A 16,194-nucleotide genomic window follows, 5' to 3' on the forward strand; every position below is an offset into this window, starting at 1 on the left:
TGAACGTCCGGCGCGAGACCCCCTGACACCGGTGGCACCCGGGCGCAGCATGACCGGCCACCCCCTACTGACTCTCCGGTGGGTTAATCAGCCGCGATCCGGCGCACCCCCCTGCTCACCCACCATCAGTCCTGCACCCCCGGCCTCGGGGCCGTCGCTCGCCCGTTCCTGCGCGATCATGAACCGTTCCTGCACCACGATGGGGTCTGAGGCGGTCCGGGCGGGGTATGCCGGATCTCACCTCGACGAGCGCGACGGGAGAAGAGCCATGGCACAGCTGCGACAAGAGGTCGATCCGGATGAGGCCGGGCTGGATCCGCGGGTGCTGGCCCGCCTGGACCGGCACTTCGCCCGGCTGGTCGACGACGGGCGTCTGCCGGGCTTCCTCGTCTCCGTGGCGCGGGCCGGGCGCGTCGCCCACCTCGCGACGCACGGGCTGCGCGACATCGCGGTCGGGCTCCCGGTCGAGCCCGACACCCTGTGGCGGGTCTATTCCATGACCAAGCCGGTCACCGCGGTCGCCGCACTGCTGCTGGTGGAGGAGGGCCGGCTGTCGCTGGACGACCCGGTCGCCGACCATCTGCCCGCCTTCGCCGACCCGCGGGTCTACGTCAGCGGCTCCGGGGCCGGCGTCGAGACCCGCCCGGCCGACGGCCCCATACTCGTCCGGCACCTGATGACCCACACCTCGGGTCTGACCTTCGGCTTCTACCACGCCCACCCCGTCGACGCCCTGTACCGCGAGGCCCGTCTGGAGTCGTCGGTGCCGCCGGGCGCGGACCTGGCCGAGACGATCGACGTGTACGCCGGCCTGCCGCTGCAGTTCGAGCCGGGCACCGAGTGGAACTACTCGGTGGCGAGCAACGTCCTGGGCCGGATCATCGAGGTCGTGTCCGGGCAGCCGCTCGACGCGTTCTGCGCCGAGCGGATCTTCGGGCCGCTCGGCATGACGGACGCGGGTTTCCATGTGACGGACGCGCAGGCGGACCGGCTGTCCGAGATGTACGGGGAGAAGGAGGGCGGCGGCATCGAGCCGATCCCGGGGCTCCCGCTGCGCGGCCGTCCGCGGTTTCTGTCGGGCAGCGGCGGCATGGTGTGCTCGGCCCACGACTACCACCGCTTCATGGAGATGCTGCGCCGCCGGGGCGAACTGGACGGCGTGCGGCTGCTCACGCCGCGGACCGTGGATCTGATGACCCGCAACCACCTGCCCGGCGGCGCCGATCTGCGGGCCTTCGGCAGTCGCCCCGCCCACGACGAACCCGGCAACGACGGTCTCGGGTTCGGCCTCAACTGCTCCGTGGTGATCGACCCGTCCCGCACCCTGGTGCCGTCCGGACTCGGCGCCTTCGGCTGGAGCGGCGTGGCCACGACGACGTTCTGGGTGGACCCGGGCCGCGACCTGACGGTGCAGTTCATGACGCAGGTGCGGCCCAAGACCTCCCACACGGTCTTCAAGGACCTCAAGCGAATGGTGCACGAGGCCCTGTCGGACTGACACCCGCCACCGGTCGACGCAGCGGGCCATCGTGCTCTCCTCGGCGTCACCCACCGAATCGAGCAGTAACCGCCCTGCCACGACGGCCGGTTCAGTGGTCGGAGGGCTCCCCCTTGTCGAGGCCGTGGGCCCGCGACGCCTCACGGAACCGGTCCAGGCAGCGTCCCCAGGGCCCGGAGACGCCGAAATCGAGCAACTGGGGCAGCAGGGCGGCCGAGAAGTCGGTGCTGGACTCCAGCGGCAGCAGGGAGGGCAGGTTGTCGATGGCGATCAGGTCGAGCGGGGGTTCGTCGCGCAGCCGCCGTACGGGCTCGTCCCAGTCGGTCGTGTCGTCGTACACCGGGAGGACGTTGAGCGGGGAGCCGACGTCGCAGGTCACGTCGCACAGGGTGCGCAGCCGGCGGCCGGGGGTGTCGAGGTCCCGCTCGCGCAGGAAGGGCGGGACGGGGGTGGTGGCGAGCACCGCGTTGACCATCACGTCGTGCCGCAGCAGCGCGGGGCGGTCCAGGTCCCGGGTCTCGGCGAGGTCCCAGCAGGTCGGGTCCACGCCGGCGGTGGTGAAGGCCGCGCGGGCACCGCGGCCGCTGCGGCCCAGGGCGCCGATGACGAGGCCGGTGAAGTCGCGGTCCCCGGCGGCGGGCCGCAGCGTCTCGTCCAGGTCTTCCTTGGTGGTCGGCGTCAGCGGTGCCCGCAGCCGGCCCCGGTGCCGGAGCACCGCCAGCGCCGCACCCAGGTAGCCGGCCCAGAAACCGAAGGCGGCGAGACGCCGTCCGGTGTCGTCCACCAGGTACTCCAGGTCGAACAGCGCCCCGCCCCCGGCGGCGAACCGGCCCAGCAGGTCCGCCGCTCCCGGCTGGCCCTTGTACGCGTGGCCGAAGAAGATGTGCCGGTGCGCCAGCTCGGCCGGGAAGTCGGGCAGTTCCTTCAAGCCGAGCACGACGGCGTCCCGCGGCGCCGTCGCCCAGGAGCCGGCGGGCGCGACACGACAGCCCGCCGCCTCGTACTCCTCGATCGGGAAGACCCGCTGCGGGGACTCCTCCACGGTCAGTCGCACTCCGTGCCCGACGAGCCGCCGGGCGTCGTCGGGCACGATCGGAGTGCGTCGTTCGGTCGTGCGGTCCTCGTGGCGCAGCCACAGATGGAGCTCGGTCATACCAGGTGGGCCTCCGGCGTGAGGCGCCGGCCGCTGAGGGCCGACGCTCAAGGGGCGGACGTCCACGAAGCGTACGCGTCAGGAGGAGCTGACCACCGCGTCCAGGTGGGGCAGGTGGTGGTCGAGGCGTTCCCGCTTGGTGCGCAGATAGGTGATGTTGTTCTCGCACGGCGGGATCAGCAGCGGGACCTGCTCGGCGACCGTGATGCCGTGGTCCACCAGTGCCTCGCGCTTGCGCGGGTTGTTGGACATCAGGCGCACCGACCGCACGCCCAGGTCGTCCAGGATCCGGGCGGCGACACCGTAGTCACGGGCGTCGACCGGCAGGCCGAGCGCGAGGTTGGCCTCGACGGTGTCCAGGCCCTCCGCCTGCAGGGCCATCGCCCGCAGCTTGGCGAGCAGGCCTATGCCGCGGCCTTCATGCCCTCTGAGGTAGACGACGATGCCCGCGCCCTCGGCGACGACCGCGCGCAGGGCCGCGTCGAGCTGGTCACCGCATTCGCAGTGCTGGGAGCCGAAGGCGTCACCGGTCAGGCACTCCGAGTGCAGCCGGATGAGGACGTCGTCCGTACCGATCTCTCCGTGGACCAGAGCCACCTGTTCGTCACCGCGGTCATGGTCCAGGTAACCGACCGCCTGGAATTTCCCGTACACGGTGGGCAAGGGCGCATTCACGACGCGTTCCACGCCGGTCCGCTGCGCCGACTTCTTGCCGAGTACGCCAATTTTTTCTGTCATGATTCTCGAGTTCCTAAGCAGAGACGAAAGGCCGTGACGTGATGAGTGATCTGGTGCCGGCGGACACCACGGAAGACGTACGGACGCGGGGCGCCGGTGTCTCACGGCAGGTCGCGGTGCTTCCCGTGGGGAGCTTCGAGCAGCACGGTCCGTACCTCCCGCTGGCGACCGACACGCTCGTCGCCTGTGCCGTCGCGCGGGAGATAGCCGGCGCGTACCCGGTGCACCTCCTTCCTCCGGTGACGATCTCGTGCTCGCACGAGCACGCGGCCTGGCCGGGGACCGTGAGCATCTCCTCGGTGACCCTTCATGCGGTGGTACGGGACATTGCGGCTTCGCTGCGCCGGTCCGGGGTCGACGCCCTGGTGGTGGTCAACGGGCACGGCGGCAACTACGTGCTGGGCAACGTGGTTCAGGAATCCTCCGCCGGCGGCGAGCGGATGGCGCTCTTCCCGGCCCCGGAGGACTGGGAGGCGGCGCGCGAACGGGCGGGGGTGGTCACCTCGCTGCTCACCGACATGCACGCGGGGGAAATAGAGACCTCCATCCTTCTGCACGCTCATCCCGAAATGCTCCGACCCGGTTATGAGACCTCGGATTTCGTCGCTGACGACCGGCGTCATCTGCTCACCCTCGGCATGTCCGGCTATACCGATTCGGGTGTCATCGGCCGTCCTTCACTGGGTTCGGCGGAAAAGGGGAAGGAACTGCTGGCGAGCCTCGCGGATTCCTTCGGGACGTATTTCTCGATGCTGACTTCCGAGGCGTAGTCACCCTGCGGCGCCAGGGCCTCGGGGACGGCTCGGGGCCCGGTCCGCAGACCCGCGTACCAGCGGGCGACGAGCACGATCACGCCGGGCAGGCTCGCCACGAGGCTGAGCACCCCGTAGACGACCGCGACGGCGAGCCCCCGTCCGGCACCCAGGCCGGCGGCGCCGAACGCCCAGGCGGTGACGCCCTCACGCGGTCCCCAGCCGCCGACGTTCAGCGGCAGCCCCATCGCCAGCAGGGCGAGGACCGCGAGGGGCAGCAGGACGGCCACCGAGCCGGCGGTCCCGGCGACACGGGCGGCGAGTACGAACATCGCGACGTAACCTGCCAGCACCACCACGGAGGAGACAACCACCGCGGGCCCGTTCCGCCGCGACAGCAGCCCCTCGCGGGCCTCGGTGAGGACCGTGCGCAACGCGCGGCCACGGCGGGAGGGCGCCGATCGGTTCATGCGCAGGGCGAGGACGACGGCGGTCGTGCCCAGGGCGGCCAGGGCCGTGAGCAGGGCGATGTACCGGGCCTCGGCGAGCACCGGGGACGGCATGGTCAGCAGGACGACGGCCCCCACGGCGAACAACGCGATCTGCCCGGCGGCCCGTTCGAGGACGACGGCCTTGACGCCCCGCCGCAGATCCCCCTCGCTGTGCCCGTGCCGCACGGCCCGGTGCACATCGCCGAGGACGCCTCCGGGAAGGGCCGCGTTCAGGAACAGCGCGCGGTAGTAGTCGGCGACGGCCGGACCGAACGGCAGCCGGATCCTGAGCCCCCGGGCCACGATCGCCCATCGCCACGCGCTGAACACGGTGGTGACGAGGCCGATGCCGAGCGCCAGCAGCAGCGACACCCCGTCGATGCGCCGCAGCCCGTCCAGGAAGACACCGGTACCGAGCCGCCAGAACAGGACGCCCAGGATGGCGATTCCGGCGAGGGTGCCGAGGTGCGTACGGACACGGGAGGAGCGGAGACGGGCGAGGGCGGCGCGGAGGCGGAGGGGGCCGGACGGCGGGGCTGCGGTCGTCGCCGTCCGGCCACATCCGGCCGGGTCCGAAGCGACGGACTCACTCCGGTCACCCACGACCTGGTCCAAGGCGACAGGCCCGCCCTGCTCGCCCACGGCCGGGCGCGGTACGACAACCTCTGTCCGGACCGTGCCCGCCGCACTGGATATCGCGGGCGCACGGGTACCGCTGCCGGTCGCGGACGGCGGGGCGTGGGTGGGCATGGCACGCGGACGCGTTCCCGTCGCCTGGGGGTTCATGACGCTCCGCCCACCGGGCGGGACAGGGCCAGCAGGTCGATGTGGTGGACCGTCACGCGCAACTCGCCCGCGGCGCAGGCCGCCAGCCGGTTGGTCAGGTAGACGTCTGCTTCGGCCCGCAGCTCGGGGCGCTCCTCGACGGCTGCGCCGACCCAGCCGCGCAGCCACTGTTCGGTGAGCGAGGCCTGCTCGGGGCCGAGCCGCCAGGGGCTCGGGTGCAGCCGTACGGTCGCGCCGTGTGCGGAGAACGCCTCGGCCGCCGCCGTGGCCGCGTCGGGACCGAGCAGGCCGTCACGGCGCTGGTGGTCGTTGAACGCCTGGGCGATCTCCGCGTCCAGTGGGTGGGACGGGGTCAGTTCCACGCGCCCGGCGACGGACAGCGTCAGCAGGGCGGGGCAGCCGGCTCCGGCGCACGCGGCGGCGAAGGTGTCGATCTCCTCGCGGGTGAGGACGTCCAGCAGGGCGGACGCCGTGACGAGGGACGCGCCCCGCAGGGCGTCCGGGGTGAGGCGGGCGATGTCACCGCGCCGCGTCTCCACGGAGACCCGGCTGCCGTCGGCGGCCGAGCGCGGGGAGGCCACGGCGGCGAAGTGCAGCAGGTAGGGGTCGCGGTCGTGCAGCACCCAGTGCTGGGCGCCGTCGAGGCGGGGCGCGAGCCAGCGGCCCATCGAGCCGGTGCCGCAGCCCACGTCGTGGATGACGACGCCCGACTTGCCCGGCAGGTTGGCGAGCCGGATCCGCAGCGGGTCGAGCAAGTCGTGCGCCCGCGCGGCGGCATCGGCCGGCTCCCGCAATTCCAGCCACTCGGGTGCGTAGCGGGGCGGGTCGTCGGGGTCGGCGTCCCGCAGCTTCACGGTCGGCCGGGCGCCGGGCTTGCCGCTGGGTCCGGCGCCGGGGATGACGGCGCCGGGGACCGGCCTGGGGAAGAACGCGGCACCGGACCCCGGCCCGGGCAGCACGGCGTCACCGGCCGCGCCCGGCCCGGGCTTTCCGCCCTGGGCCGCGGTGCTCTCGGCCTGCCGCGGCCCGGACGTCCCGCCGGGAGCCGGACTGCCCGCCGCGGCGGCCTGCTCCGGCCCCGACGTCCCCGCCGGCCGCGGGCCCGGGGTCACGTCGTCCGTCACCGTGACCTCCCTCGGGCCGGGCTGGGCCGGGATCGTACCGCTCTGCTGGGTCGTCACCGGGTTCGTCATGCGGCCCTCCGGGGTTCGGTCGGAAGCCGGCGCAGGACCGCCGCCAGGCTCTGTGCGGTCGTCGCCCAGCCGCCGAGGGCGGCGCGGCGGCTGCGGGCGGCGGCCTTCAGCCGGCGTCGCACGTCCGCCTCACCGAACCAGCCGCGCAGTTCGGCGGCGATGGCGGCGGGGTTCTCCGGCGGGACGAGGATGCCGGGCACCCCGCCGTCGGGCGCGCGGCCGACCGCCTCCGGCACCCCGCCGACATCCGTGGCCAGCACCGGGATGCCCCGGGCCAGGGCCTCGGTCACCGCCATGCCGTACGTCTCGGCGTAGGAGGTCAGAACCATCAGGTCGGCGGTGGCGTAGGCGGCGTCCAGCGCGGCACCGGACTTCGGCCCGGCCAACTCCAGCCGGTCCTCCAGCCCGTGCTTCCGGATGAGGGACCGCAGATGGGCGACGTACTCCGGGTCCTGGGTCAGAGCACCGACGCACACGCAGCTCCACGGCAGGTCGGTCACCGTGGCCAGCGCCTCGATCAGCCGGTGCTGGCCCTTGCGCGGGGTCACTGCGGCCACGCACAGCAGGCGCGAGACACCGTCGGTGCCGGGCGCGAGCGGTGCGATGTCGGCGCCGGGGGCCGCGACATGGACTCGCTCGGGAGGGAGGCCGTGGTGGGCGACCAGACGGCGCACCGCCCAGTCGCTGGTGGCGATCACCGCGGGCACCGCCCGCAGCACCGTCCGCTCCTTGGCGTCCAGTTCGGCGGCCACGGCCGTGTCGAGCCCGGTCTCGTCACCGAGCGGGAGGTGGACGAGGACGGCCATGCGCAACCGTTCCGCCTCGGGGACGACAACCTCCGGCACACCGCAGGCCACGAGCCCGTCGAGCAGGACCACGGCCCCGTCGGGCAGTCCGCCCAGGGTGCGGGCGAGTGCCGTACGGGCGTCGGCCCCCGGCCGGGGCCAGTCACCGGCCACGGCGTGCTGGGTGACCTGCCAGCCGAAGCCGGGCAGGTCCAGGCACACGCGCCGGTCGTAGGCGTTGCCGCCGCTGGGTGCCGCCGGGTCGTCGACGCCGCCCGGCAGCACGAAGTGCACGGTGCGCAGGGACATGGGGATGATCTCGGCGTTCTTCTGGGAGGCGTGCTGCACGGGAACATAATTCAGCCGTGCCGGTGCCGGTCCGGGCTGCCCGGGCCGTTCGATCGTCGTGTCGGTCACAGCGCACGCTCGTAACTCGCCCAGGCGATGTGCGACTCGTGCAGAGTGACCGTGAGGCCCGCGATGCCCTTGGCGCCCTCGCCCAGCGCCCCCTTGTGGATGCGCTCGGCGAGCCGGTCGGCGATGACCTTGGCGAGGAACTCCGTGGAGGTGTTGACTCCGGCGAAGTCGGGCTCGTTGTCGAGGTTGCGGTAGTTCAGTTCGCTGACGACCGCGCCGAGTTCCTGGGTGGCCAGCCCGATGTCGACGACGATGTTGTCCTCGTCCAGCTGTTCGCGCCGGAACGTGGCATCCACGAGGAACGTGGCGCCGTGGAGGCGCTGGGCCGGTCCGAAGACGTCGCCACGGAAGCTGTGAGCGATCATGATGTGATCGCGGACGGTGATGCTGAACAACGGACGACCCTCCAGGTGCGGCGCGTCTGCTCCCCGCTCTCGAGTGCCGGGGATGCCGGGTAGTACGGCTCCTTGCCTTCCCTTGTTCAGCCTTCGGTACGTCTTTTCTCAGGTCAGGCGCTCTTGTCGTGGCGAAGTCGTACCGGATGGAACGAATCGTCAGCCGATGCGTCCATCGTTCTCGTCGTAACGGACACGGTGGCACAGCGCGGGGACCTCGCCGGAGACCAGTCGGGGCAGCACCTCGGGCAGGTCCTCGAAGGCGGATTCACCGGTGATCAGGGCGTCGAGCGCGGGATCGGCGAGCAGGCCCAGGGCGACGGCGAGCCGGTCGGCGTAGGTGCGGTTCGCGCGGGCCGGGGAGACGGTGCCGACCTGGCTGCTGCGGATGACCAGCCGCCGGGAGTGGAAGGCCTCGCCGAGCGGGAGACCGATCCGCCGGTCGCCGTACCAGCTGAGTTCGAGGACGGTCCCCTCGGCGGTGAGCAGTTCGAGCGACCTGGCGAGTCCCTGTTCCGTGGCACTGGCGTGCACGACCAGGTCGCGGTCCCCGTCGGCGTCCTGCGGGGTGGCGAAGCCGACGCCGAGCGCCTCGGCGATCTTCGCCCGGGACGGGTCGGCGTCGACGAGCTGGACGCGGACGCCGGGGAACCGGGCCAGGAGGGCGGCCACCGAGCAGCCGACCATGCCACCGCCGACCACGGAGATCCGGTCGCCGACCAGGGGCGCGGCGTCCCACAGGGCGTTCACGGCGGTCTCCACGGTCCCGGCGAGCACGGCTCGTTCGGCGGGGACGGTGTCCGGGACGAGGGTGACCGCGGTGGCCGGCACGACGTAGCGCGTCTGGTGCGGGTAGAGGCAGAACACCGTACGGCCGGTGAGCTCCTCGGGCCCTTCCTCCACTACGCCGACGTTGAGGTAGCCGTACTTCACCGGGCCCGGGAAGTCGCCCTCCTGGAACGGTGCGCGCATGGCCGTGTGCTGGCTGACGGGCACGCCGCCGCGGAAGACGAGCGTCTCGGTGCCGCGGCTCACGCCGGAGAACAGCGTGCGGACCAGTACCTCGTCCTCGCCGGGCGCGGGCAGGGTGACGTCCCGGATCGAGGCTCGCCCAGGCGAGTCGATCCAGAACGCGCGTCCGGTGTGCTTCATCGAGGTCCTCCTGAACGATCGGGAAGCTGCTTGCGTACCGAGGGGTGCACAGGCCGCGCACAACGTAGCGGCGTTGATCGACTCTGTCACACGGCCGGAGGACGTTCGGTGGCCCTGAACAACACTTACGACGCGAGGCTCGTACAGCAGGAGACCGCGCTGGGGGCGGGCGTGCAGGTCCTGCTGCTGGTCCTGATCGGCACGGCGATCGGGATGGGACCGGCGGGCTGGCTGACGGGCCTCGCGTTCGCGATCGCCACTTGGGCGGTGCTCTCGCGGGCCCTGCACCGCTCGCGGCTGCGCTCGTTCGGCGCGGCCAACCGGGTCACCCTCGGCCGGGCCACCCTCGTCGGCGGGGTCACCGCCCTGGTCGCCGACTCCTTCCAGAGCTCGCCGCCCGTGTCGCTGTTCGTCGGCCTGACGGCGGTGGCGCTGATCCTCGACGGCGTGGACGGCAAGGTCGCCCGCCGCACCGGCACCTCGACCCCGCTGGGCGCGCGTTTCGACATGGAGGTCGACGCGTTCCTGATCCTGGTGCTGAGCGTGTACGTGTCCATGCAACTGGGCCTGTGGGTGCTGCTGATCGGCGGTATGCGCTACGTCTTCGTCGCCGCGGCCAAGGTGTGGCCCTGGCTGACCGCCGCCCTTCCGCCGAGCACCGCCCGCAAGACCGTCGCCGCGCTCCAGGGTGTGCTCCTGCTGCTGGCGGGCGCCGATCTGCTGCCCCACACGGTCAACTTCGGTGTCGCGGCACTGGCCCTGGGCCTGCTGGTCTGGTCGTTCGGGCGGGATGTGCTGTGGCTGTACCGGACCTCGCGCGTCGAGGAGCCGGTGGCGCCCCGTCAGGTGCGGGAACTGGTCGCCGGCTGACGGCAGCCACGGCGGGGCGGTCAGTCGTCGAACCGGCCGCGCGCCGCCTCGATGTGACCGAGGTAGTGGTGGGTCCAGCCGCAGATCGCGTCGACCGTGGCGCGCAGGGCCCGGCCGGGCTCGGTCAGGGTGTATTCGACCCTGGGCGGCACGGTGGGGTACACCGTCCGGTCGACCAGGCCGTTGCGCTCCAGCATCCGCAGGTTCTGGGTCAGCATCTTGTGGCTGATGCCCTCGACCTCGTCGCGCAACTCGCTGAAGCGCAGGGTGCGTTCGCCGAGGGCCTCGATGATCAGAAGCGCCCACTTGTTGGCCACGTCGGAGAAGATCTCCCGCGCCAGGGAGTCCGCCCGCCGCAGGTCCGCGTTCTCGGGCAGGTCCCTCAACTGCTTGGTCACCATCTGGTTCCCCCGTTACCGAAAAGTGCGTTCTTCCAGGTCGGCGCTCACTCTCCTACGGTTTCTCAGTAACCGCAAGAGAGCGCGGATACGCGCTCGACGGAAGGACACCGACTGTGACCACCACCGACGTCTACGACCACGGCATCCCGGCCGAGAGCCACTTCGGCTACGCCCAGGCGATCAGGTCCGGTGACCTGATCCATGTCTCCGGGCAGCTGGCGTTCGACGAGGCGGGCGGCTTCCACCCCGAGGACGACCTCACCGCCCAGCTGGAGCGGACCTACATCAACCTCGACAGGGTCCTGGCCCACTACGGCGCGACGCGCAACCAGATCGTGTCCCAGACGCTGTACGCGGTGGGCCTGGTGCGGAACGCCGAGGTCGTGGCGGAGGCCAACCGGGCGTACTTCGGCGCCCACCGCCCGGTCAGCACGGCCCTGGGCGTCACCGAACTGACCTTTCCCGGACAGCTCGTCGAGATCAGCTGCGTGATCGACACACGACTGCCCGCCTGAACGGGCCGGTCGGCGACGCGTCCCGGTGCCGACCAGGGTCCGCTCGTAAGGGTCGAGCAGCACGCCCCGCACCTTGGTCGAGACGCCGGCGATGATCAGCTGGTGGGCCAGCGGCACGACCGCGTCCGTGCCGAGGATCGCCGCCTCGGCGGCCATGGCGGCGTCCTGCCGCTCCCCGGTGCCGTCGGTCCCGACGGCCTCGGCGACGGCCCGGTCGCCTCTTCTCGTCGCACAGCCGGGCCAGGTTGTAGCCGCCGTCGCAGGTGTAGTCGCTGCCGAGGACTCCGACGGGGTCGCCGGTGTCCAGGAGGCTGTCGCGGGCGCCGATGAACGCGTCGAACGGAACACGCCGGTCAAACGGGTGATCCACGCCAAGGTCATCACAAATCCCGTACGGAGTAAGCGATTTGACACCGACGTGGCCCACTCCCTAAACCTAACTACATGACATCCATTTTCAAAAAGGTGAGGCGGTCGTGAGGATCGCCTTCGTCGGCAAGGGCGGCAGCGGCAAGACCACGCTGTCCGCGCTCTTCTCCCGCCACCTGGCGCGCTCCGGCGCCCCGGTTCTCGCCATCGACGGCGACATCAACCAGCACCTGGCCGAGGCGCTCGGCGGCGAGGAGGAGTCCGCCCCTCCCCTGGGCGCGCACGTGCCCTGGATCAAGAACTTCCTGCGGGGCGACAACCCCCGCATCCTTTCCCCCGAGGCGATGATCAAAACGACCCCGCCGGGCCGCGGTTCCCGCCTGCTGCGTCCGCTCGGCGAGGACGAACTGCATGCCCGGCACGTCGGCCGGGCGGGCGGTGTGCCCCTCATGGTGACGGGCGAGTTCGACGAGTCCGACCTGGGTGTGGCCTGCTACCACTCCAAGCTCGGCGCGGTCGAGCTGTACCTGGGGCATCTGGTGGACGGCCCCGGCGAGTACGTCGTGGTCGACATGACGGCCGGCGCCGACGCCTTCGCCTCGGGCCTGTTCACCCGCTTCGACATCACGTTCCTGGTGGCGGAACCCACCCGCAAGGGCGTCTCGGTGTACCGCCAGTACCGCGACCACGCGGAACAGTTCGGCATCCGCATCGCGGTCGTCGGCAACAAGGTGACCGGCGAGGACGACCTGCTCTTCCTCAAGGAGCAGGTGGGCGACGACCTCCTGACCCACCTGGTGCACTCCCCCTGGATCCGCGCGGCGGAACAGGGCCGAGCCGGGTCCGGCCCGGACGCACTGGCGTCGCTGGAGCCGCACAACCGCCACGCCCTCACGGTCCTGCGCGAGGCGGTCGACTCCCACCCCCGCGACTGGGACCGTCTCCACCGCCACGCGGTCGAGTTCCACCTGCGCAACGTCCGCGCCTGGGCGGACGCGCGTACGGGCGGGGACCTGACGGCGCAGGTGGATCCGGACTACGTGCCGGGCAGTGGAGCGGACGCCTGATCCAGGAAGGCCGCCAGGGCCGTCACGAACGCATCCGCCCCGTCCCGCCACGGAAAGTGCCCCGCTCGGCTCTGCACGACGAGTTCCGCCTGCGGGAACAGGGCGGCGTACTCCTTCATCACTCGCACGGGCGCGGCGATGTCGTACTCCCCGGCGAGGACGAGCACCGGTGAGGGCAACCCGGCGAGAGCGCCACGCGTGGCGCCGGGGTCGAAGGCACCCTCGGACGCGTACAGGGCCGCTGCCTCGTCGTTGCGCTGCTGCTGCTCCGCAGCGCGGAACCGGCGCGCCTCGCCGTCCCACCGGCCGAACCAGAAGGGGGCGACGGCATCCCAGTCGGCGGGCTTCGCCCGGCCCGACGTGATCGCTGTCAGGGACGCCTGCGCCGGTGCGAACCACGGTTCGTCCCGGCGTAGTCGGGCCGTCTCCAGCCGGTCCTCGGCGGTGATGTCGAGGCCGACGGCGAAGACGCTGGGTGTGACGAGCGCGAGCCGGCCCACCCGCTCCGGATACCGTGCCGCGTACAGCACGGCCAGGTTCGCCCCGGCGGAGTGCCCGAACAGATCAACCTGCTCCAAACCCAACTCCGTACGCAGCGCCTCGACGTCGCCGACCTGCCGGTCACACCGGTACGACGCCGGGTCCCGCGGCACCGTGGACTGGCCCGTGCCCCGGAGGTCCAGCCGGATCAGGGTGCGGCGGGCCGTGAGACCGCCCAGGTCCCCCAGATAGACGGAGTCCTGCATGGGGCCGCCCGGGAGACAGAGCAAGGGCGGACCTCCTCCGGTCACGTGGTAGGCGAGGGTCGTGCCATCGGGAGCGGAGAAGGTGGGCATGGGCGCGACCTTGTCAGGGGGCGGCGTCCTGGGCAACGAATTTTCCCGCGGGCGTCAGCCCCCACCCACCAGGGCATTCCACTACTCGATCCCCGTGGCATCGAGCAACCGGACCACGTCCTTGCGCCCGTACCCGAGCAATCGGGCGCGGTCGGCGGCCATCAGCAACAAGTGCACGACGATCTCCGCCGCGTATCCGTTCTTGTTGTCCGCGTCGAACCATTCCTGGGGCTTCTCGACACCCAGGCTGTTCATCACCAGCCCGTGTTCTCGGCGGACCTCCGCGACGGTACCGGCGACCGCGTCCATGAGCGTCTTGCCAGGCCGCTCGCACTCCAGGGCGAAGCACCCCCGGTCGACCGGCACGCACCCCTCCGGGGGACGCGCCCTCAGCCCCGCATACCTTTCGTCCCCGGCCCCCAAGGCCCGGGACTCCTCGTGGACGAGGGAGAACCGATGGAACCCGGGCGGAACCGGCGCCGGTGGAGGCGTGTACTCCCACCCGGCGTCCTCGTACAACTGCCGCTTCACCTCTTCTTCGTCGGCATGCGTCACGGCGAAGCCGTTGGCCTCGTTGCGCCCGGTCGTCGTGCCGTCGGGGTTGCGGTGGAAGTGCAGGCCCATGGTGTGCTCCAGCTGCCGTGATGTCGATGGACGAGAAGCCCCCGTCACCAGCTCGAACGGCCCGCGAAGCCGACCCGTGCCCATTCCCCGAAGCCCCACCCGATCGCGTGAAAACCGGTGGCGTGGGAACTTCCCGACATCAGCGGATCGGGCGTTGTTATGCTCCTCCGGTGAGGATTCCGAGCCCCGCAGAGATCCAAGCGCTGCACGAGAAGTACGCGCCCACCACCGAGGCGTTCACCCTCGTCCACACGCACTGCGAGATCGTCTGGGGAATCGCCGAGCAGCTCCTTGCGGCGCCCCGCCTCGCTCACCTCGACGCCGAACTGGTCCGCGCCGGCTGCCTCCTCCACGACATCGGCGTCTACCGCCTCTACGGAGGCGACGGACGGCTGGACCACGAGAACTACATCCGGCACGGCCTCCTCGGCCACGAGATCCTCGCGGCCGAGGGCTTCCCCGAAACCCTCCGCCGCTTCTGCTCCCACCACACCGGAGTGGGACTCACGCGGCACGACATCGTGAGCCGGCAACTGCCCCTCCCTCCCGCCGACTACGTGGCGGCGACGGAAGAGGAGAGGCTGGTGATGTACGCGGACAAGTTCCACACCAAGTCCCGGCCGACGGCGTACCTCTCCCCCGACGAATACGCCGCCCACATCCGCCGCTTCGGCGCGGACAAGGTGACCGCTTTCCAGGCACTGCGCACGGAGTTCGGCGACCCGGACCTCGCCGGGCCCGTGCCGGGTTTCGAGGCGGAGGGAGGCTCCACGACGGCCGCCGTTCAGGTGTGGAGACCGGGGATCACCTGGTCCGTCGGCGGCCCGTCACCTCGCCCGACGGTGGCTACTCCCCCGGCAGGTGTGCGTCCGGCGCGTCCGGGCGATGGTCGGGGAAGCCCGAGCGGGTGGCCGCCTCGTGGCGCACCCGCAGGAACTCCAGATGCCGCTCGTACTGGTCGAGGCTGTCGGCGATGAGCTGTTCCTTGGTGTAGCCCATCACGTCGTAGTCCTGGTTGCCCTCGGCGAGCCGGACCTCGAAACGCACGTAGGTGTCGTGCGTGCTGACCGAACGGGTGGCGAACGCGGGGGTCGGCAGTTCGACCGGCCATACCTCGTACAGGAATTCGTCGTCGGGCCCGATCGGCACCCGCAGGCCCACGTGGGTGAGGCCGTTGTCCTCGACGGTGCCTTCCAGGACCTCCGCCTCGGCTCCTTGCTCCCGCAACTCCCCGGCGACCTCCTGGAAGGCCGGGCGGCAGACCTGGTCCACGAATCGCGCGGCCGCCCGCCTGCCGGGGAACGCCATCGTCCGGGCCAGCCGGCGCCGCCAGTTGGGCGCCCCGGGCAGACCGTGCTGCGCCATACGTCCGGAGAGCGCCCCGGGCAGCGTGGTGGCCCTCGCCTCCACCTTCATCCGCTCGGTACGCAACGCCAGATAGAGCCCGGCCATGATCAGGAACATGACGAAGGAGAAGGGCAGCCCCATGATGATGGTGGCGTTGGTGAGCGCCTGCACACCGCCCACGATGAGCATGGCGAGGGTGAGCAACCCGGTCGCCACCGCCCAGAAGATGCGCAGCCACGCGGGCGCGTCGGTCACCGGGGTGGGCAGTTCTGCGCTGAGGTTGCCCATGACAAGAGCCCCGGAGTCCGCGGAGGTGACGTACAGCAGCAGCCCCACGAACGTCGCGAGTCCGGCACTGAACAGGAATCCCGGATACTGCTCCAGGAGGCTGTAGAAGCCCTGCTCGGGGATGTTCATGGCCGTTTCGCCGAACTCGGTGTTCCCGTCACGCACGAGGAACAGGGCGCTGTTGCCGAAGATCGCCAGGAAGAGACCGGTGAAGAGGAACGGGATGACCAGCGTCGCCGCGATGAACTCGCGCAGGGTGCGGCCCCGGGAGATGCGAGCCAGGAAGAGCCCGACGAACGGCGCCCAGGCGACCCACCAGGCCCAGAAGAAGAGCGTCCACGTGTCCAGCCACTCGGTGGGCTGGTCGTAGGCGAAGGTGTTCAGGGTCATCGACGGGAAGCGGCTGACGTAGTCCCCGACGTTCTGGACCACGGCGTTGAGCAGCCGGAACGGCTCTCCCACGACCAGGATGTAGAGCATCAGCAGGGTGGCGAGGAGGATGTTGAGCTGCGACAGC

Annotated in this window: 15 protein-coding genes and 3 pseudogenes; 6 read left to right on the top strand and 12 right to left on the bottom strand. The window is 71.4% G+C overall.

Features of this window, described 5'->3' with window-relative positions:
• The first annotated feature begins 268 nt into the window (after positions 1-268).
• The gene (locus ABTX62_RS36745; protein ID WP_352120249.1) at positions 269-1,498 is read left to right on the top strand and encodes a serine hydrolase domain-containing protein; all 1,230 of its coding nucleotides are present in this window, start codon (positions 269-271) and stop codon (positions 1,496-1,498) included.
• 91 nt (positions 1,499-1,589) lie between these two features.
• On the opposite strand, the gene ABTX62_RS36750 is transcribed toward ABTX62_RS36745, so the two are convergent.
• Both ABTX62_RS36750 and ribA read right to left on the bottom strand, forming a co-directional pair.
• Positions 1,590-2,651: a saccharopine dehydrogenase gene (locus tag ABTX62_RS36750; protein ID WP_352120250.1), complete on the bottom strand. Its 1,062-nt coding sequence runs from the start codon at positions 2,649-2,651 to the stop codon at positions 1,590-1,592.
• 78 nt (positions 2,652-2,729) lie between these two features.
• Positions 2,730-3,389, bottom strand: coding sequence for a GTP cyclohydrolase II (ribA, locus tag ABTX62_RS36755; protein WP_352120251.1), 660 nt, complete (start codon positions 3,387-3,389; stop codon positions 2,730-2,732).
• 41 nt (positions 3,390-3,430) lie between these two features.
• On the opposite strand from ribA, the gene ABTX62_RS36760 reads away from it, so the two are divergent.
• On the top strand, positions 3,431-4,159 hold the full coding sequence (locus ABTX62_RS36760; RefSeq protein ID WP_349637012.1) for a creatininase family protein: 729 nt from the start codon (positions 3,431-3,433) through the stop codon (positions 4,157-4,159).
• Positions 4,160-4,305: 146 nt separating this feature from the next.
• On the opposite strand, the pseudogene ABTX62_RS36765 reads toward ABTX62_RS36760, so the two are convergent.
• The 5 genes and pseudogenes from ABTX62_RS36765 to ABTX62_RS36785 form a co-directional block, all read right to left on the bottom strand.
• Positions 4,306-5,418, bottom strand: a pseudogene (locus tag ABTX62_RS36765) (lysylphosphatidylglycerol synthase transmembrane domain-containing protein); the annotation flags it as partial.
• The gene (locus tag ABTX62_RS36770) at positions 5,415-6,611 is read right to left on the bottom strand and encodes a methyltransferase domain-containing protein (RefSeq protein WP_352120252.1); all 1,197 of its coding nucleotides are present in this window, start codon (positions 6,609-6,611) and stop codon (positions 5,415-5,417) included. The gene ABTX62_RS36770 and the pseudogene ABTX62_RS36765, both read right to left, overlap by 4 nt.
• On the bottom strand, positions 6,608-7,813 hold the full coding sequence (locus tag ABTX62_RS36775) for a glycosyltransferase family 4 protein (protein ID WP_352120253.1): 1,206 nt from the start codon (positions 7,811-7,813) through the stop codon (positions 6,608-6,610). The genes ABTX62_RS36770 and ABTX62_RS36775 overlap by 4 nt, the downstream gene beginning before the upstream one ends.
• Positions 7,810-8,208: a 6-pyruvoyl trahydropterin synthase family protein gene (locus ABTX62_RS36780; protein ID WP_030843501.1), complete on the bottom strand. Its 399-nt coding sequence runs from the start codon at positions 8,206-8,208 to the stop codon at positions 7,810-7,812. The genes ABTX62_RS36775 and ABTX62_RS36780 overlap by 4 nt, the downstream gene beginning before the upstream one ends.
• Before the next feature lie 159 nt (positions 8,209-8,367).
• Positions 8,368-9,360, bottom strand: a complete 993-nt coding sequence (locus ABTX62_RS36785; protein WP_352120254.1) for a zinc-dependent alcohol dehydrogenase — start codon at positions 9,358-9,360, stop codon at positions 8,368-8,370.
• A gap of 108 nt (positions 9,361-9,468) precedes the next feature.
• On the opposite strand from ABTX62_RS36785, the gene ABTX62_RS36790 reads away from it, so the two are divergent.
• On the top strand, positions 9,469-10,230 hold the full coding sequence (locus tag ABTX62_RS36790) for a CDP-alcohol phosphatidyltransferase family protein (RefSeq protein WP_352120255.1): 762 nt from the start codon (positions 9,469-9,471) through the stop codon (positions 10,228-10,230).
• Between the two features lie 20 nt (positions 10,231-10,250).
• Here ABTX62_RS36790 and ABTX62_RS36795 read toward each other — a convergent pair whose 3' ends face one another.
• Positions 10,251-10,631, bottom strand: coding sequence for a winged helix-turn-helix transcriptional regulator (locus ABTX62_RS36795; protein ID WP_352120256.1), 381 nt, complete (start codon positions 10,629-10,631; stop codon positions 10,251-10,253).
• 113 nt (positions 10,632-10,744) lie between these two features.
• Here ABTX62_RS36795 and ABTX62_RS36800 point away from each other — a divergent pair, with 113 nt between their 5' ends.
• A complete protein-coding gene (locus tag ABTX62_RS36800; RefSeq protein WP_352120257.1) occupies positions 10,745-11,146 on the top strand; it encodes a RidA family protein in 402 nt (133 codons plus the stop codon).
• A 12-nt stretch (positions 11,147-11,158) separates the two neighbouring features.
• Here the strand turns inward: ABTX62_RS36800 and ABTX62_RS36805 are convergent.
• Positions 11,159-11,486, bottom strand: a pseudogene (locus ABTX62_RS36805) (ABC transporter substrate-binding protein); the annotation flags it as partial.
• A 136-nt stretch (positions 11,487-11,622) separates the two neighbouring features.
• Between ABTX62_RS36805 and ABTX62_RS36810 the strand changes: the two are divergent.
• A complete protein-coding gene (locus tag ABTX62_RS36810) occupies positions 11,623-12,582 on the top strand; it encodes an ATP-binding protein (protein WP_352120258.1) in 960 nt (319 codons plus the stop codon).
• Here ABTX62_RS36810 and ABTX62_RS36815 read toward each other — a convergent pair.
• A complete protein-coding gene (locus ABTX62_RS36815) occupies positions 12,552-13,418 on the bottom strand; it encodes an alpha/beta fold hydrolase (protein WP_352120259.1) in 867 nt (288 codons plus the stop codon). The two genes, ABTX62_RS36810 and ABTX62_RS36815, sit on opposite strands and share 31 nt — an antisense overlap.
• A gap of 81 nt (positions 13,419-13,499) precedes the next feature.
• Positions 13,500-14,042: a hypothetical protein gene (locus ABTX62_RS36820; protein WP_352120260.1), complete on the bottom strand. Its 543-nt coding sequence runs from the start codon at positions 14,040-14,042 to the stop codon at positions 13,500-13,502.
• A gap of 170 nt (positions 14,043-14,212) precedes the next feature.
• Between ABTX62_RS36820 and ABTX62_RS36825 the strand changes: the two are divergent.
• Positions 14,213-14,788: pseudogene (locus ABTX62_RS36825) on the top strand (HD domain-containing protein); the annotation flags it as partial.
• 100 nt (positions 14,789-14,888) lie between these two features.
• On the opposite strand, the gene ABTX62_RS36830 reads toward ABTX62_RS36825, so the two are convergent.
• The coding region (locus ABTX62_RS36830) for a BCCT family transporter (RefSeq protein ID WP_352120261.1) at positions 14,889-16,194 on the bottom strand (1,306 nt) is incomplete at its 5' end.

Origin of the sequence: Streptomyces sp. NPDC096046, assembly GCF_040303285.1 — a bacterium.
Lineage (GTDB): Bacteria > Actinomycetota > Actinomycetes > Streptomycetales > Streptomycetaceae > Streptomyces.